This window comes from Dyadobacter sp. HNCC25DJ184 (genome assembly GCF_056895215.1).
On record NZ_JBXHAQ010000004.1, the window covers coordinates 182,231 to 197,933 of the forward strand.

Consider the following 15,703-nt stretch of genomic DNA (forward strand, 5'->3'; position numbering starts at 1 on the left):
ATTCTAGTACTCGTCCGTGTTCTCGTCCTTTTTCCCTAAGAGATTGTCCCAGAAGAAACGTCCACCTTTCTTTACCTCTTCCTGCACTTTCTCTTCCTTTTTCCGAGGCTCTACCGGCGCAGGCTGTCGTAAGCCCATTTCATTCAGTGATGGTTTACAAACCGATTTCACTCTGGAATCGATCTCCTTCAATCCCATCCATGCTAATCCAACTGCTGTAGCAAATGATGAGTTACTGACTGCATCGGCTTTCGCTGTATGCGCCAGATTTTCCGGCAAACCTACTCTGACAGATAAGTTGGACACTCTTTCGAATAAAACTTCTATGTCAGGAATATTAGCTGAACCGCCTGTCAGAACCATACCTCCAATTAGCTGATCTTCGTATCCGGAACTCTGAATTTCGGCGAGCACCATGGCCGCAATTTCTTTTAATCTTTCTTCGATGATCAAAGCAACGTTCTTTTTCAGAACCTGCTTTGGCGGCCGGCCTGCTAGAAAGTTAACTAAAATTTCTATATTAAGGGGTACATCCTCCGAAAGGGCGGAGCCAAAAGTCTTCTTCAATTGTTCGGCATTGTCGGGCTGAATACCACAACCAAGCGCGAGATCATTGGTAATATGCCTTCCACCGATTGGAAAGGAGGCAATATGTCTTACGATTTTATCCTGATAAATAATCAAATCAGTAGTGTGATCTCCAATATCTACCAGAGCTATACCGGCCTTCATTTCATTTTCTTCCAGAACTGCAAGTCCGGTTGCAAGAGGCGCATAGACCATCTTATCGCACTTCAACTTGCTGTCTGCGTCCAATAAACTTTTTCGCGTGCGCTGAATAGACTGATTATTGGCCGATACAATTAAAAAATTAGCACCAAGCTTAATGCCCGTTCTTCCAACCGGCTCCCGTACTCCTTTTGAATTGTCTACCACAAAATCCATTGGCAGTACATGCAGAACGTCAAAGTTTGGTTCAGTTTTGGCACGATACATATCGTCAACCAACTGGTCCACATCACCCTGTGTTACCTCCTCTCCTGTTGAACCAAAAGGTCTGAGAACGCCATCACTTTGAGCACTGACCTTAACATGAGAGCCACTGAAACTGACGTTAACAATCCCTATTTCAAGATCTGAAAGGCGAATTACTTCCTGCAATGCATCCCTCACCGCCGTTCCCACTTGTTTAATATTTTCAACGGATCCATTGACGACGGCCCCATTTGGAACCGGCACTTCACTAAATCCTAATATCTCTATATTGTTATATCGCGACCCGGAAGAGGAGCCTTGTGCAGCGATCACTGCAATTTTCTTACTACCAATATCTACTCCTACTACAATTTTTTCGTGTGCCATGCTATTGGTAAATTACCACTATTCACAAACTATTTGATCTTGAAACTTTACACTTATTCTTGAATACCTTCCCCAGTCCTGAGAAAGTACTTTGTCATAAAACAACCGGAGTTTATCAAATTTCTGTTGGTAGTTTTCGGCAGTGCCAAACTCGACCTTTTGATTTCCGACGACCGTCCAAAGACTGACTTCTCTATTTTTGTCCACTTCCAGTTCGGCAACCTGCGCCTTCCAGAATTCATCCTGATTTAAAAAACGAATCAAATCAAGTAATTCGGTATCTTTTTGTGATCTTAAATTCTTTTTGCTGACAAAATAACTTCCTGTCACTAAAAGTACCCGCGGCGAATAGTTTTCCGATAGTGGAAAAAATGATCCTTCTTCGTTAATATATCTGCCTGAAGTATTCCTCCACTCTCCGTTTGTCGACGTATTGATCCACCGGGCTAGCGGTGTTTCCTGTTCAACATTCACAACCAAATTCCCTTTCAGATCACGATATACCTGGCAGTTTCTTATTAACTTGTTTCGTTCTATCCTCGATTCAATATCAGCCAGATCGACTTCCTTTAACCTGCTGCCAGCTACGGGAGCTCCTCCATTTTCGGTGGCAAGTTTTAATATATCCTTTCTGTTTAGAAAGTGCCTGCCCGAATCGCCTTCAATATTAATTACCAGATTGTTGCAACGCTGGTTACTCAAACGATTCTCAGTCATTCCGATTAGTCCTATGGGCAGAATTACCCATAAACTCTTCTTCAGAAAATGCCATGAATAGTCAAATTTACGTAACATCTGAGTAATATTAAAAGTGCTGTTGCTAATTAATTAGCTTTCGGTTCTCTAAAAACCTCTGAATCGGAGCAACGAATGTATCAATGTCTCCCGCTCCTATTGTAACCAATACATCCACTTCCTGTTCGGCAATAGTACTCAGTAAATTTTCCTTGGCTACAATGCTTTTGTTTTCCAAAGTAACATTGTCCAAAAGAATTTGCGACGTAACTCCGGGAATTGGCAACTCTCTTGCCGGATATATATCAAGCAAAATCAAAGCGTCGGCCAGTGACAAACTTTTTGAAAAATCATCGGCAAAATCCTTAGTCCTTGAAAAAAGGTGAGGTTGAAAAACCGCCGTCACTTTCCTTCCGGGGTAAAGAGATTTCACTGATTTCAGAAAAGCTTCAATTTCTGTCGGATGATGAGCATAATCATCTATATAGATATGCTTTTCATTCTCAACATGATATTCAAACCTTCTTTTCACCCCTCTATAACTTTCCAATGCCTTTTTTATTTCATTTGGCTCCACTTCCAGTCTTAAAGCCACTGCCGCAGCGGCAATCGCATTTTCGATATTATGATATCCCGGAATTTTCATGGCGATTTCCTTGATAACTCCCTCAGGGTATTCCAAATCAAACACAAATCGCGCATTGACTATATGGATATTGGAGGCGTAAAAATCACCTTTATCCAATGAATAAGTCACCACTTTCGCTTTCGAGGCATCGGCTATTTCCAAGCCTTCATGCATAACTAGAAGTCCGTTTTCATCAATCTGTGATACATATTCTCGGAATGAATCTAAAACGGCCTCATGCTTCCCATATATATCCAAATGATCTGCATCAGTGGACGTTACGATAGCTATCTCCGGAAATAAAGTCAGAAATGACCTGTCATATTCATCGGCCTCCACCACACAAACAACCTCCTCTAATTTCTCCGTCGCGGTATTCAGCAAAAGATTGGTGCCGTAGTTTTGAGTAATCCCTCCCAGAAAAGCTGTACTGTTTACACCCGCTGATTTGAGAATATGCGCCACCATCGACGATGTTGTAGTCTTTCCATGAGTTCCGGCTACTCCAACAGTCCTCAGGTTCTGAGTAAGCATACCCAATACCTGCGATCGCTTTAAAATCAAAAAATTATGCTCTCTGAAATACAACATTTGCTGGTGCTGTACTGGCACTGCAGGAGTATATACCACCAGGGTCTGAGAAGGATCTCCCTTAAAGCTTTCTGGAATGGTATTGATATCGTCTTCCAATGTCACTTCAATTCCCTCACCTTGTAATGATTTTACCAGCGTCGTTTCTGTTTTATCATACCCTGCAACCTCAAAATTATTGGCCTTAAACCATCGTGCCAATGCACTCATGCCAATTCCACCTATTCCGACAAAATATATAAACTTGTATTGCGTCATTGCTATCATGGGTATTTCTGAGCTCTGTTAGCTGATTAATTGAAGAATTTCTCTGGCAATGTCTTTGGCGGCTGTTGGTCGTGCCAGAGGTTTTACATTTTTAATCAACTCAATTTGCTTGCTTGTATCGTTAAGTAAGTCTATTGCTTCCGAAACCAGTTTCTGGTCTGTATCTGCATCTTTTACCAATATCGCCGCACCTTTGTCCACCAAACTCAGTGCATTTTTGGTTTGATGATCTTCTGAAGCAGCGGGAAAAGGAACCAGTATCGCCGGCTTTGCCACAAGGCAAATTTCCGACACCGACAATGCTCCTGCGCGTGAGATCACAATATCAGAGGCTGCATAAGCAAGGTCCATTTCGTATATAAACTCATATGCTTTTACAGAGTCTACTAAATTCCTGTTCTTTATTTCAGAAACAGCAGTATCGATAAAGCCCTTTCCTGTCTGCCATAATACCTGGCACCCTGCGTTTGCAAATGCCGAAAGCCCTTTCAAGATACTTTGATTAACCGACCGTGCACCAAGGCTGCCGCCCATTACGAAAATGGTTTTCTTTCCGGGAATCAAGCCAAAATGTGAGATCGCTTCATCCCGTTTGGACACAATATCAAGTATATCGTTCCTTACAGGATTTCCCAAAAATTTAATTTTCTCCTTTGGGAAAAAGATTTCCATTCCTGGATAGGCTACGCATATTTTCTTTGCCCTTTTTGCCAACAATTTGTTGGTAATTCCCGCATAAGAGTTTTGCTCCTGAATCAAAGTTGGTATGCCTAATAACGAGGCTACCATCAATACCGGTCCACTGGCAAATCCTCCCACCCCAATGGCTATATCTGGATCAAAGTCCCTGATGACCGACTTTGCCTTAAACAGACTTTTTACCAATTTAACAGGAAAAGCGAGATTATCAAGTGACAACTCTCTTTTAATTCCGACGATCGGGAGACCGACGATTGAATAGCCCGCTTTTGGCACTTTTTCCATTTCCATTTTCCCCAACGCTCCCACAAAGAGAATTTCAATGGTTGGTTCCAATTCCTTCAATGCGTTGGCAATGGCAACAGCCGGGTATATGTGACCGCCCGTACCACCGCCGCTGATGATTACCTTTTTCGGCATATAACGTTAAATTCTCTTTTCTTCAATATTCTCTCCTCTGCTCACGCTTAGTATCATCCCCATGGCAATACCGGTAAAAATCAGAGAAGTCCCTCCCTGGCTAAAAAACGGCAGCGTCTGACCCGTTACAGGTACCAGACCCACTGTTACTGCCATGGCGGAAAAGGCTTGGGCGACTATAGTAAAAGTTAGCCCGGCCGACAAAAGCCCGCCAAAGGGTCGTTTGGTAACCTCAATGGCTTTGAGGCCGCGGAATAATATAATGAGGTAAAATACAATCAGGATTACGCCTCCAATCGTGCCATATTCTTCAACCGCCACAGCGAAAATAAAATCCTTTTGAGGTTCCGGGAGAAATCGACGCTGGCGGCTTTTGGCTACACCCTCGCCATATATCCCGCCTCGGGCCATGGCCATATATGATTGTTGGGACTGGTAAACAACCACGTCCTTATCAAAAAAGGTCGATATTCTGCTTTGCGCCGTTCCCGACCGTTGTGTTGAGTTAAGTAAAATGGCAACTGTGGCAAAAAACACGAGCCCCAGTCCTGTAAAGAGCAGATAATGAATGGGTACTTTACCTACATACATCAAAACAAAACACACACCTGCCAGCATCATGGCGGTTGACACGTTACTGGTAAAGATCAAGCCACAAACTACACCAACGAGTGCCAGCGGCTCCATAAATAGCTCCCGCGTATTCCAGCCCCCTTTGATATGCCTCGCCAAAATCAAAGATAAATGAGAAACTAAGGCCACTTTGGCCCACTCGGACGGCTGAAATCTCTGGCCTATGACAGGTATTTCAATCCACCGCGAAGCGTCATTAACCGCCGTTCCGAAAAATTGGGTAAAAATGAGCAGTGCAATTGAACTCCACACCGCAAGGCGGGTAACATATACAAATTTTATATAAGGTATCTTATGGATAAAATACATCGTCACCAGCGAAAGAAAGCACAACAATGTGTGCTTATAGAGGTAATACTCCGTGTTGCCTTCCTTCTGAGCATATGCATCTTTGACACTCGCGCTATACACCACGACGATGCTCCACAGAAGCATCACAATGCATATAAACCATATCCAGCGGTCTCCCTTTAAATTATTGGAAAACCATGCCTGTGTTTCCTCTTTCAGTTCTTGCAAGATTTCCATTGATTATAACATGTACTGATTTAAGTCAGGCTTCTGACAGCCTCCTTGAATTTTTCGCCCCGGTCTTCATAGTTCTTAAAGAGATCGAAGCTTGCGCATGCTGGAGAGAGCAAAACAATATCTCCCGGGCTCGCCCATTCCTGCCCCTTCTTCACAGCCTCTACGATATCCTGTGTGGTGAAAATCTGGCTTACGATGTCCTTGAAATAGGTATTCAGCTTTTCCGAATCCGGAGTGAGGATGATAAGGCCCTTCACTTTTTGACGGACTAATTCTTCTATCTGACTATAATCATTCCCTTTGTCAACTCCGCCGGCAATAAGAATGATTGGCTTTTCGAAGCTACCCAGTGCATAGAAAACGGAGTCTACATTTGTTGCCTTGGAATCATTCACATATGTAACCTCGTCAATAATTGCCACCTGCTCCAGACGATGGGCGGCGTTTACAAAACTCCGTAATCCAGCTTTTATCAAATCCTCCGCAATACCTACTCTTCGAGCAACCAGAATAGCGGCCAACGAATTAACCGCATTATGCGGGCCCTTTATGGGAAGCTCGTCAAAAGCTTGCGAAAAGTGGCTGCCTTTTACATTAGTTATCAATTTGCCCTCAGTGTAATATCCCCCTTCTGACAATTTGTTTTTCAGAGAAATACCCAACTTGTTTACCTCCGGATTTCGTACAGACAACTCCTTCTCGATCACCTCACTGTCGGCAAAATATATAAAATCATCAGATATACTCTGATTTCTGAGAATATTGAATTTTGAATCAATATAATTTTGAAACGAATATTTATAGCGATCCAGATGATCTGGAGTAATGTTGAGTATTACAGATATATCCGGCTTAAATCTGATAATATTATCTAGTTGGAAGCTACTGATTTCCAACACGTAATAATCGAAACTTTTAGTAGCTACCTGAAGGGCAAAGCTGTCGCCAATATTGCCAGCCAAACCAACACTCAAGCCAGCGTTTTTAAGAATATGATACGTTAAAAGAGTTGTTGTTGTCTTTCCGTTACTCCCTGTTATTCCTATTATTTTTGCATCCGTAAACCACGATCCGAATTCTATCTCGGATATCACCTGAACACCTTTTTCATACAAGGCTGCCACCAGCGGCGCTTTATCTGGTATACCCGGGCTTTTAACGATTATATCAGCCGAAAAAATGCGCTCCTCGGAATGTTTCCCTTCTTCAAATTCAATATTCTCTTCTTCCAGCAGAGCCTTATATTTTGTCGGAATCAAATTCTGATCCGACAAAAACACGTCATAATTTTTCTTTTTCGCAAGTATCGCTGCGCCTGCCCCGCTCTCACCACCACCTAGTATTACAACCTTTTTATGCACAATTAAAAGATTTCAGTTTCAACGAAAGGATAAGGTACGAAGGTAAAAGTTTTTCGAGGGAGTTATTGAGGATGCTGTCGAAAAATTATTTTGTACAAAAAAAGACATGTTTCCATGTCTTTTTTTAGCTTCATATAGTTTCTGATTAGTATTCTATTCCTTGGGCGTGGTCAATCTTAGCTTGTTTGCAGCCTTTACCACCAAAAATATTACCCAGGCAATAATAACAAACTGGAGTGAGGTTTGAATAAAATTACCGTATTTAATGGCAACCTCAGGAGTTTCTCCAACAGCTTCTTTTAATACTATTTTTAGTTGTGTGAAGTCCACACCGCCAATAACGAGACCAAGAATCGGATTAATGATATCTTCTACAAGAGAAGTTGTTATTTTACCGAAAGCTGCGCCTATTACAACACCGACGGCCAGATCCAAAACATTACCCTGGGCAATGAAAGTCTTAAATTCCTTGAGCATATTCGATTTATTTAGGTAACTGAAGAGTTTATTTAAACTGATATAAAAATCCTACCGACAATCCCTGAGCAAACTGTACTTTATCCACCTGGTCTTTATCATATAATACAATGGCAGTCAGGTTAACGTTAAAGTATTTGGCGATTTTCGCAGTGATCTGTGCATCCAGCCTGTGATCGGCGTTAAATTTGCGTGGACCATCGCGTGATATCAAAGTGCCATCTTCGTCAAAAATCCCTGACTTTTGAAATGATGAATACATAAGATATCTCCATTTAAAATTAATATCTTTTGCTATATCCTTGTTAAAATTCGCCACCAGTTGAATTATACCCACTTCACTTCTAACCCTTTTACCTTGCACTACTCCATAGTTTCCAGGGAAGGTCTTGTAAAGATTTCTGTCCATAACTATCGTTTGACGTAACGCTGCCGGAGCGAAATCAACGAAAAAGTAAGACACCGGCTGATATTCCACCCCGATCGCTTCGGTAAGATACGCAGGAGAGAAAAACGAGGAAACATGATTTCTGACATTTACGGAATCCGGATCTGAGCTATATTCATAGCCATTTGCAAATTGAGACTGCAAGTTGAGCCCTCCAAAAAGGCTCCATACCTTTGTAAGCTCACGATTATATTTCGTGTCAAAGAACAGCCTGTCCACGTTTTTTCGGCTTTGCTGATCCTTGTTTTTAACAAAACCGTATTGCGATTGAAAATCATTACGCCAAGAATTTCTACCTTTTTTATCCAGCGTTAGGGCATTAAATAACAGACCCAAAGCTACTGAATTGACTCCACCACCCGTCCAGTTGGAACTGAAAGAGCCTTGATTCAAATTGATGCCACCTTCAATTTTCCTGAAGGTGCTGTCTTTATCAATTTTCAGCTTTGATGCATTGACGCTGTTGGAGAAATCCACCGTTTGAGCCCAGCCAGAAAAATTCGATGTGAAAAGGATAACGATGGTAAGTAGATGTTTTGCCGAGAATGATTTCATAGATGCACGTGCAACGTTAAAAAATAGTATTAATTAAAAATTTCAACCTGCGCTGTCTGAAAATGTTGCAGCGGGACTATGGTTGTCGTTTTCTCATTTACCAAAGTGACGGTAGTCTGATCAATCTTAGTAATCACACCTTCAACTTCTCCAATTTTGATTCGCTGCCCAACACTATAATTTGCGCGACTGTAAAAAGACGATATAATATTGGCAAGCACGTCCTTCGACGCGATTCCATAACCAAGGGCGAAAGCTCCAATGACTCCACCGATGATGAGAATAAAACTGGACTCCAAAAGCGCGGTCTCGATACCAATTTGACCAAGCGAAGTGATCAAAGTAATGGTCAGAAAGAAAAAAAACACAATATTTCCTATCAACTTGGCCGCACCGATATTAAAAGACTTACAAATGGCGATCACAGCATTTTTAATCGCATCTGCCAGCATTATACCAATCTGCAGCATGATCGCACCTGCTATAACCTTAGGAATAAAGTTAACGAGTGAAAGCACCATATTGGTGATCGTTGCAATTCCCAATGTTTCTGTCGCAAACGTCAGAAAGATAAGCAGGATATAATAGTACAAAACTTTGGCTACAATTTCGCTTAATTTTATCTCTGTCTGGAGTTGCTTGATCACTCCGATTTCATTCAATTTGTCTCCAATACGATCAAACCCGATCTTCTCAAGCACTTTTGATATGATGAGTTTCACGGTTCTGGCTACAAGATAGCCGATAACCAGAATTACCAGGCATGCTATCAGTCTCGGAACAAAGTCCACAAATTGCGTAACAAGTGAATTGAACGTATTCCTCAGAATATCTGAAATATTGGGAAATTTATTCATGTGTGTTATAGGTAGTTTAGTAGTTTGGATGAACACTAGTCTCCGTCCTGTTGTAACAATCTAAAACAGGCGGATAGCGATTTAAGGTAATTCTGAGTAAAATGATTAATGAGAATAATTGACTCTCTTAATGTATCAATCTCCGAAATAACGGCATCTTTGAGACCTGCCGGAATTTCATCATCCAGCTCCAAAGACTTAAAACTTGAATCTCGTGCTTCCATAGCGATACAATTAAAGTTGGAAGTGCCTGCGGACTCCTGACTGATTCAGATTCTCTTCCACGGGGCCGAATTTAAGTCCGGCTCTAAAATGTGACGCAAAAATTTCACATTTTTCACCATAAGGCTACTCATTAGAAAACCTAATGTATAGAAAATAATTGTTTGGGTAATGCCTGTAATATAGCCGACAAGTGGGTTTACTACTATTTTCAGAGAGCCTGAAATTTTCAGATTTCTTTCCATCGTGTGTATATGTATCCTCGCGCCGGCCTTTTCAGGGCTCAGTTGTAATGTGCAAGAGATATGCAGGTGGTCAAGGAGTCTATAAGATGCTTCGTAAAATGATTGACAACGACAATTGAACTTCTCAATGTGTCAATCTCAGAAACAATCTCGCTCCTTAAATACTCAGGCAACTCGTCATCCGGTCTTAATTGATCTAAAATCGAATTTCCTTGATCCATAGCGTGTTTAAATTACTCTGCTGATGAGTGCTATCATCTTGATAGCCAATATACCAAGGAAAATAATTGTTTCCAGATATCTCTTTCTAAGCTTTTCTCTTGCCCTCAACAACCTCATTTTCACAGCACTCTCTGTGATATCAAAGATTGTAGCAATCTCTCTGATACTCAGGTCGTCCATATACTTCATAAATAGCACCCCTTTTTCATCAACGCTTAATTGATCGAGGGCTGTTTTCAAATTTTTCGTCTCCAGATCCTCCCCATCGAACAAATTGTTCAGGTCGACATCATCAGACACTTCAGCCATCTCCTCCATTACGATTTCGCCCCGTTTTTTATTGGTTCTCAGCTGATCCATACAATGGTTGTACGTTATGCTATAGAGCCACGTCGAGAATTTGGCGTCTTCTTTGAAAGTCCCCAACTTAAAAATAAGCTTAAGGAATATGTCGTGTGTGAGATCCTCGGCCTTTGAATTATCCTTCACAAAAGAAATGCATTTATGATAGACTTTCGTTGAGTATCTTTCATATAGCTTTTCAAAATACTTATTCTCCTGAGTTTCGACGAAGAGTTTTACAAGCTCTTCATCCGTAAACCGTTTGAAAGAATCAGTTGTTGAAGTTTTGACCATGTTATTTCCAAAAAGTAATCTTAACGATCTTAAAATATAAAATTATTCAAAAATATTGGGTTCTTTATACACCTTACGCCTGGTATTATAATACACAGGCGTAAGGTAAAATATTTCTGAATAAATTAACAGTTATCCGCCAATCGAAACTCTCTTGAAAGACTTCACGGAAAGACCTTTAACTGTTTTTTCAATCAGCTGACGGATTGTCAATGACGAGTCTTTAACAAATTCCTGATTCAACAACGTATTGTCTTTATAAAACTTGTTCAGTTTGCCCAAAGCAATTTTCTCCAGCATCGCTTCCGGCTTCCCTTCAGCTCTTGCCTGCTCTTTTCCTACTTCGATTTCGCGTTCTACAGTTGCAGAATCAACCTCGTCCTTATCCAAAGCGATAGGCTTCATAGCTGCAATCTGCATTGCTACGTCTTTACCAAGTTCACTTACGTCGTTTCCATCAACCCCTTCGAAGGCTACAAGAACTCCCAATTTTCCATTAGAGTGGATGTAAGGAACAACCTGATCAGCAGATACGTTTTCGTAAGATACTATCTCAAGTTTCTCTCCCAACTTTCCAGTCAGGTCAATGATATGCTCAGACACCGCACGGCCATCTGAAAGTGTGGCTGAAAGCAATGATTCTTTATCCTGAATATCGCCTGAAACAGCTATATCAAGGATGCTTTGAGCAAGGTTTTTGAAGTCTTCAACATTTGAAACCGGTTCAGTTTCGCATGCAAAAGCAACCAATTTGCCATTTTTGCCATCCGCGCTGATCGCAATAAGAACAGCTCCTTCAGAAACTGCGTTATCTGCGCGTTTTGCAGCTACTTTTTGTCCTTGTTTACGAAGTATATCAACGGCTGCATCGAAATCTCCATCAGCTTCCTGAAGAGCCTTTTTGCAATCCATCATACCAGCACCCGTCATTTGGCGCAGTTTGTTTACATCTTGTGCAGTAATTGCCATGATTTTATTGAATATGGTTTTTATTTAAAACTGATAATTCCGTTGAAATGATTTAAATGCTCGCTCAGGAATTATGATTTTTTGACTTAAAAAAACAATAGCCCATAGCAAGGTGGCTATGGGCTATCTTTATCTGTTCAGATAGAAAGAAATGAAATTCTTTGCCCTGACTATTCTTCGTCGCTCGCAGCAACGGTTGGCGCTGCAGCAGCAGACGCTTCTCCTTCACCTTTGTCAGCGTGACGTTTTGCTTCTTCTTCTTCAACCAGACGTTGATCGTCTTTATCTTGCTTACGCTCCATCAAGCCTTCTTCAATTGCTTTACCTACTGCAAGCGTTATCAATGAAATTGCTTTAAAAGCATCGTCATTGCTTGGAATAGGAAAATCAACTAAATCTGGATTTGAGTTTGTATCACAGATCGCAAAAATTGGAATGTTCAATCTTTTAGCTTCTGAAACAGCAATGTGCTCGCGTTTTACATCAACGATAAAAAGTGCTGCCGGAAGACGGGTAAGGTCCGCTACACCACCAAGTACCCTTTCCAACTTGTCCTTTTCACGAGTAAGCATCAGGCGTTCTCTCTTCGCAATATTGTTAACCGTGGTTTCGTCTTTTAGCATCTTCTCTAGAGTCTGCATTTTTTTCAAAGACTTGCGAATCGTACCAAAGTTTGTTAGCATACCACCCAACCAACGATCAGTAACGTAAGGCATCTTCAAACGTTTTGCCTCTTCTGAAACGATCTCCTGAGCTTGTTTTTTAGTAGCTACAAACATGATCTTACGTCCTGAACGAACGATTTGCTTGATAGCAGCCTCGGCTTGCTCAAGGCAATTCAACGTTTTGTTCAGGTCAATGATGTGGATCCCGTTTTTCTCCATGAAGATATACGGAGCCATACGTGGATCCCACTTGCGGGTAAGGTGACCAAAGTGTACACCTGCATCCAATAATTCTTTATATTCTATTTGTGCCATTGCCAAATTAGTTTTGAATATTTTTTTTAACAACTTAATACGCAGCGCAATACATCGGGCACGATAAGTACTGCCTGGACTATTTTATGTCAATGCTTGTCAGGTTTTGCCATTTACTGCCAGGGTTGTCATTTGTTGTAATTAAACAATGTCTGACTAATCTTGACTACTAATGACCAGTTACTGACCGCACCTGACAAAAAATTAACGTTTAGAGAACTGGAATCTCTTACGTGCTTTGCGGCGACCGTATTTCTTACGTTCAACCATACGCGGGTCACGAGTCAAGAATCCTTCTTTCTTCAACGCTGGACGGAATTCTCCGTTGTATTCTACCAAGGCGCGTGAAACTGCCATACGGATAGCTTCCGCCTGACCTGAAACACCACCACCTCTTACGTTTACTTTAACATCGTATCCGTTTCCACCGCTTACAGTTGAAAATGGTTGCTGAAGTATAATCTGGTGAACCTCAAATGGAAAATACGTTTTGAAATCACGGCCATTGACGTTGATTTCTCCTTTGCCGGGCGTAAGGTAGATACGGGCCACGGCTGTTTTTCTTCTACCTATTGTGTTGATAACTTCCATGAATTACAACTGAATTTCTTTTGGTTGCTGTGCACTGTGCGGGTGTTCCGCCGCAGCATAAACAAACAGATTGGTGAACAAACGACGTCCTAAACGATTTTTAGGAAGCATACCTCTTACGGCTTTCTCGATCACACGCCCTGGGTGTTTTTCGAGCAACTCACGGGGAGTCTGAAAACGTTGACCTCCCGGATATCCTGTATGGCGAACATAAACTTTGTCCGTCATTTTCTTTCCAGTCAACTTTACTTTATCGGCGTTGATAATGATAACATTATCACCACAATCCACATGAGGAGTGTAGTTTGTTTTGTGTTTGCCTCTGATCATTTTTGCAACTTCACTGGCCAAACGACCAAGAACTGCATCTTTAGCATCCACAACAACCCACTCCTTGTTTACTGTGTTTTTGTTCGCCGAGATGGTTTTGTAGCTTAACGTATCCACGATTAACAAAATATTTAATTGATTTTCAATAAATTACACTGTAACAAGACAGTCCCATCGCAAAATGGGAGTGCAAATATAGAGTTTAACAAATTGAATTACAAGTATGTTTGCGTTTTTTATCCACACACTTCCGGCAAGTGGCGTATACCTTCAAATTGAGAGAGATACTAAGGAAGTGTAAATCCACAAATTCATTCTCATTTTCCATTCGTAAACTTCGTCATACTAGTTGCTTATTGAAAAGCTAAGTGCAGCGTAAGGCATGCCATAAGATGACGAGAAATGTTTTTGACCATTGTCAAGTACTACCTTTTTGTTATCGACTTTATTCGTTCCATATGTTACTCTTGTATAAAGATATCCTAGTTTTAAACCTATATACCGGTTAATATACACTCTGAGGAAAACCTCGCTCTGCCCTGTTCGTCGACGAAATAATAGGGGAACAGAATTGATTAGTGTTGGAGAGGCGGCTACAAACTTGTCATAATATACCGAACTTTCTCCGCTAGCATTAACTGGTTTAGCATAAAAACCGTTTCTTTTAGACCCAAAGGCCAAACCCAGCAGATCTGTGTTTGCTCCAAAAAGAACTTTCCAGATTTTAAAGCTTGCCCCTCCAACAAAACTAGCTCCATTGACGGAAATTGTTCTGAATTTCAATGTGTCACGTGATGCAGCATTATTTTGGGAAATTAAATCTTTGCCGCCACTATACAGTCCCCAAGCCCTTATACCAACACTTGCTTTAAATCTTCTCCCTCGCAGAAATGCGGGGTCCTCATGATATAATATGGACGGAGAAAATGCATCGCCTTTCAGCCCGATTCCTACGTCGATACCAACGTCCACCGCAGTTTCACCTTTGTATTGATGTTGCCCAACGCAAATTCCCGACCCGAACAACAACAATAGCATGGCGGTTTTAAGTCCTTTCATTTTAGATTTGTTTGATGAAAATTGAAAAACAGGTATATTTTCAAATAAAATCGAAATATGAATCCATTTGCATTTATACCTTGGGACGAGGGACTAGGTCACAAAATTATTAACCAACTACACCTATCGGAAAGATGACAATCAGATTAAAATTCTCAGTACCCTTTAAGCTGCCCGCGCTATTTATTTGTTTTGTCCTGATGTCATCCCCATTGATCGCGCAGGAATCTGATCTCTCTTTCAAGCCTCTCTTCAATGGCAAAAACCTGGACGGGTGGGTAGACGTGAATACCTCCAAAGAAACCTGGAAAATCAAAGACGGTACGCTGATATGCTCCGGATTGCCGATTGGCGTCATGCGGACCGACAGGCAATACGAAAATTTTATTCTGGAAATCGAATGGAAACATATGGAAGCGGGAGGCAATTCGGGAGTCTTTATATGGAGCGAAGGCACTCCATTCGAAAGCGACCCGCTGACAAAAGCTATTGAGGTACAAATGCTTGAACTTGACTGGGCCAACCAACATCATGAAACCGATGCCTATGTTCATGGAGAACTATTCCCGACGATGGGCATGAAAGCTATTCCTGACAATCCGAGGGGCCCGAGGAGTAAGTCAATTGAGAAAAGGTGTAAGGGAAAAGGTGAATGGAATAAGTATGTGGTTGTATGTGTCGACGGGACCGTTAAATTATCAGTGAACGGAAAATTCGTCAATGGTCTAAGGGCGTCGGAGCGGAAAAAGGGGTATATATGTCTGGAGGCAGAGGGTGCAGAAATACATTTTCGAAACGTTCGTATCATGGAACTCCCGTCAGGCGTAACATCGCCAGAACAAACAGCACCAGTCGTGAATTAACAATAATTCCATTTAACAAACCCGA

Annotated in this window: 17 protein-coding genes; 1 reads left to right on the top strand and 16 read right to left on the bottom strand. The window is 41.4% G+C overall.

The window, feature by feature from the left end; translation table 11 throughout:
- Positions 1–3: 3 nt before the first annotated feature.
- The 16 genes from ftsA to AC1XUD_RS07815 form a co-directional block, all read right to left on the bottom strand.
- Entirely contained in the window at positions 4–1,362 is a 1,359-nt protein-coding gene (gene ftsA, locus AC1XUD_RS07740) for a cell division protein FtsA (RefSeq protein WP_483360398.1), read from the bottom strand.
- Between the two features lie 18 nt (positions 1,363–1,380).
- Complete coding sequence (locus AC1XUD_RS07745) at positions 1,381–2,157, bottom strand: cell division protein FtsQ/DivIB (RefSeq protein ID WP_483360399.1); 777 nt, start codon at positions 2,155–2,157, stop codon at positions 1,381–1,383.
- Between the two features lie 25 nt (positions 2,158–2,182).
- On the bottom strand, positions 2,183–3,574 hold the full coding sequence (murC, locus tag AC1XUD_RS07750; protein WP_483360400.1) for a UDP-N-acetylmuramate--L-alanine ligase: 1,392 nt from the start codon (positions 3,572–3,574) through the stop codon (positions 2,183–2,185).
- A gap of 27 nt (positions 3,575–3,601) precedes the next feature.
- The gene (gene murG, locus AC1XUD_RS07755; protein WP_483360401.1) at positions 3,602–4,702 is read right to left on the bottom strand and encodes an undecaprenyldiphospho-muramoylpentapeptide beta-N-acetylglucosaminyltransferase; all 1,101 of its coding nucleotides are present in this window, start codon (positions 4,700–4,702) and stop codon (positions 3,602–3,604) included.
- Between the two features lie 6 nt (positions 4,703–4,708).
- Positions 4,709–5,863: an FtsW/RodA/SpoVE family cell cycle protein gene (locus AC1XUD_RS07760; protein ID WP_483360402.1), complete on the bottom strand. Its 1,155-nt coding sequence runs from the start codon at positions 5,861–5,863 to the stop codon at positions 4,709–4,711.
- A 20-nt stretch (positions 5,864–5,883) separates the two neighbouring features.
- Entirely contained in the window at positions 5,884–7,227 is a 1,344-nt protein-coding gene (murD, locus tag AC1XUD_RS07765) for a UDP-N-acetylmuramoyl-L-alanine--D-glutamate ligase (protein ID WP_483360609.1), read from the bottom strand.
- Positions 7,228–7,377: 150 nt separating this feature from the next.
- A complete protein-coding gene (mscL, locus tag AC1XUD_RS07770) occupies positions 7,378–7,701 on the bottom strand; it encodes a large-conductance mechanosensitive channel protein MscL (protein ID WP_483360403.1) in 324 nt (107 codons plus the stop codon).
- A gap of 28 nt (positions 7,702–7,729) precedes the next feature.
- Positions 7,730–8,704, bottom strand: coding sequence for a DUF3078 domain-containing protein (locus AC1XUD_RS07775; protein ID WP_483360404.1), 975 nt, complete (start codon positions 8,702–8,704; stop codon positions 7,730–7,732).
- Between the two features lie 29 nt (positions 8,705–8,733).
- The gene (locus AC1XUD_RS07780) at positions 8,734–9,561 is read right to left on the bottom strand and encodes a mechanosensitive ion channel family protein (protein ID WP_483360405.1); all 828 of its coding nucleotides are present in this window, start codon (positions 9,559–9,561) and stop codon (positions 8,734–8,736) included.
- Between the two features lie 35 nt (positions 9,562–9,596).
- Positions 9,597–9,785, bottom strand: coding sequence for a hypothetical protein (locus tag AC1XUD_RS07785; protein ID WP_483360406.1), 189 nt, complete (start codon positions 9,783–9,785; stop codon positions 9,597–9,599).
- Positions 9,786–10,256: 471 nt separating this feature from the next.
- Positions 10,257–10,886: an RNA polymerase sigma factor gene (locus AC1XUD_RS07790; RefSeq protein WP_483360407.1), complete on the bottom strand. Its 630-nt coding sequence runs from the start codon at positions 10,884–10,886 to the stop codon at positions 10,257–10,259.
- Between the two features lie 132 nt (positions 10,887–11,018).
- Positions 11,019–11,855, bottom strand: a complete 837-nt coding sequence (gene tsf, locus AC1XUD_RS07795; protein ID WP_483360408.1) for a translation elongation factor Ts — start codon at positions 11,853–11,855, stop codon at positions 11,019–11,021.
- Between the two features lie 170 nt (positions 11,856–12,025).
- On the bottom strand, positions 12,026–12,835 hold the full coding sequence (rpsB, locus tag AC1XUD_RS07800) for a 30S ribosomal protein S2 (protein WP_483360409.1): 810 nt from the start codon (positions 12,833–12,835) through the stop codon (positions 12,026–12,028).
- A gap of 204 nt (positions 12,836–13,039) precedes the next feature.
- Positions 13,040–13,426 (bottom strand): 30S ribosomal protein S9, encoded by a 387-nt coding sequence (gene rpsI, locus AC1XUD_RS07805; protein ID WP_483360410.1) that lies wholly within the window; start codon positions 13,424–13,426, stop codon positions 13,040–13,042.
- 3 nt (positions 13,427–13,429) lie between these two features.
- Positions 13,430–13,873, bottom strand: coding sequence for a 50S ribosomal protein L13 (rplM, locus tag AC1XUD_RS07810; protein ID WP_483360411.1), 444 nt, complete (start codon positions 13,871–13,873; stop codon positions 13,430–13,432).
- Positions 13,874–14,101: 228 nt separating this feature from the next.
- The gene (locus tag AC1XUD_RS07815) at positions 14,102–14,815 is read right to left on the bottom strand and encodes a hypothetical protein (RefSeq protein ID WP_483360412.1); all 714 of its coding nucleotides are present in this window, start codon (positions 14,813–14,815) and stop codon (positions 14,102–14,104) included.
- Positions 14,816–15,015: 200 nt separating this feature from the next.
- Here AC1XUD_RS07815 and AC1XUD_RS07820 point away from each other — a divergent pair, with 200 nt between their 5' ends.
- A complete protein-coding gene (locus tag AC1XUD_RS07820) occupies positions 15,016–15,678 on the top strand; it encodes a 3-keto-disaccharide hydrolase (protein WP_483360413.1) in 663 nt (220 codons plus the stop codon).
- Positions 15,679–15,703: the final 25 nt, after the last annotated feature.

What these genes read in the sequence shown, in the direction of transcription:
- ftsA (WP_483360398.1), bottom strand. Translation starts at nt 1,362, where the DNA reads ATGGCACACGAAAAAATTGTAGTAGGAGTAGATATTGGTAGTAAGAAA.
- AC1XUD_RS07745 (WP_483360399.1), bottom strand. Translation starts at nt 2,157, where the DNA reads ATGTTACGTAAATTTGACTATTCATGGCATTTTCTGAAGAAGAGTTTA.
- murC (WP_483360400.1), bottom strand. Translation starts at nt 3,574, where the DNA reads ATGACGCAATACAAGTTTATATATTTTGTCGGAATAGGTGGAATTGGC.
- murG (WP_483360401.1), bottom strand. Translation starts at nt 4,702, where the DNA reads ATGCCGAAAAAGGTAATCATCAGCGGCGGTGGTACGGGCGGTCACATA.
- AC1XUD_RS07760 (WP_483360402.1), bottom strand. Translation starts at nt 5,863, where the DNA reads ATGGAAATCTTGCAAGAACTGAAAGAGGAAACACAGGCATGGTTTTCC.
- mscL (WP_483360403.1), bottom strand. Translation starts at nt 7,701, where the DNA reads ATGCTCAAGGAATTTAAGACTTTCATTGCCCAGGGTAATGTTTTGGAT.
- AC1XUD_RS07775 (WP_483360404.1), bottom strand. Translation starts at nt 8,704, where the DNA reads ATGAAATCATTCTCGGCAAAACATCTACTTACCATCGTTATCCTTTTC.
- AC1XUD_RS07780 (WP_483360405.1), bottom strand. Translation starts at nt 9,561, where the DNA reads ATGAATAAATTTCCCAATATTTCAGATATTCTGAGGAATACGTTCAAT.
- AC1XUD_RS07785 (WP_483360406.1), bottom strand. Translation starts at nt 9,785, where the DNA reads ATGGAAGCACGAGATTCAAGTTTTAAGTCTTTGGAGCTGGATGATGAA.
- AC1XUD_RS07790 (WP_483360407.1), bottom strand. Translation starts at nt 10,886, where the DNA reads ATGGTCAAAACTTCAACAACTGATTCTTTCAAACGGTTTACGGATGAA.
- tsf (WP_483360408.1), bottom strand. Translation starts at nt 11,855, where the DNA reads ATGGCAATTACTGCACAAGATGTAAACAAACTGCGCCAAATGACGGGT.
- rpsB (WP_483360409.1), bottom strand. Translation starts at nt 12,835, where the DNA reads ATGGCACAAATAGAATATAAAGAATTATTGGATGCAGGTGTACACTTT.
- rpsI (WP_483360410.1), bottom strand. Translation starts at nt 13,426, where the DNA reads ATGGAAGTTATCAACACAATAGGTAGAAGAAAAACAGCCGTGGCCCGT.
- AC1XUD_RS07815 (WP_483360412.1), bottom strand. Translation starts at nt 14,815, where the DNA reads ATGAAAGGACTTAAAACCGCCATGCTATTGTTGTTGTTCGGGTCGGGA.
- AC1XUD_RS07820 (WP_483360413.1), top strand. Translation starts at nt 15,016, where the DNA reads ATGTCATCCCCATTGATCGCGCAGGAATCTGATCTCTCTTTCAAGCCT.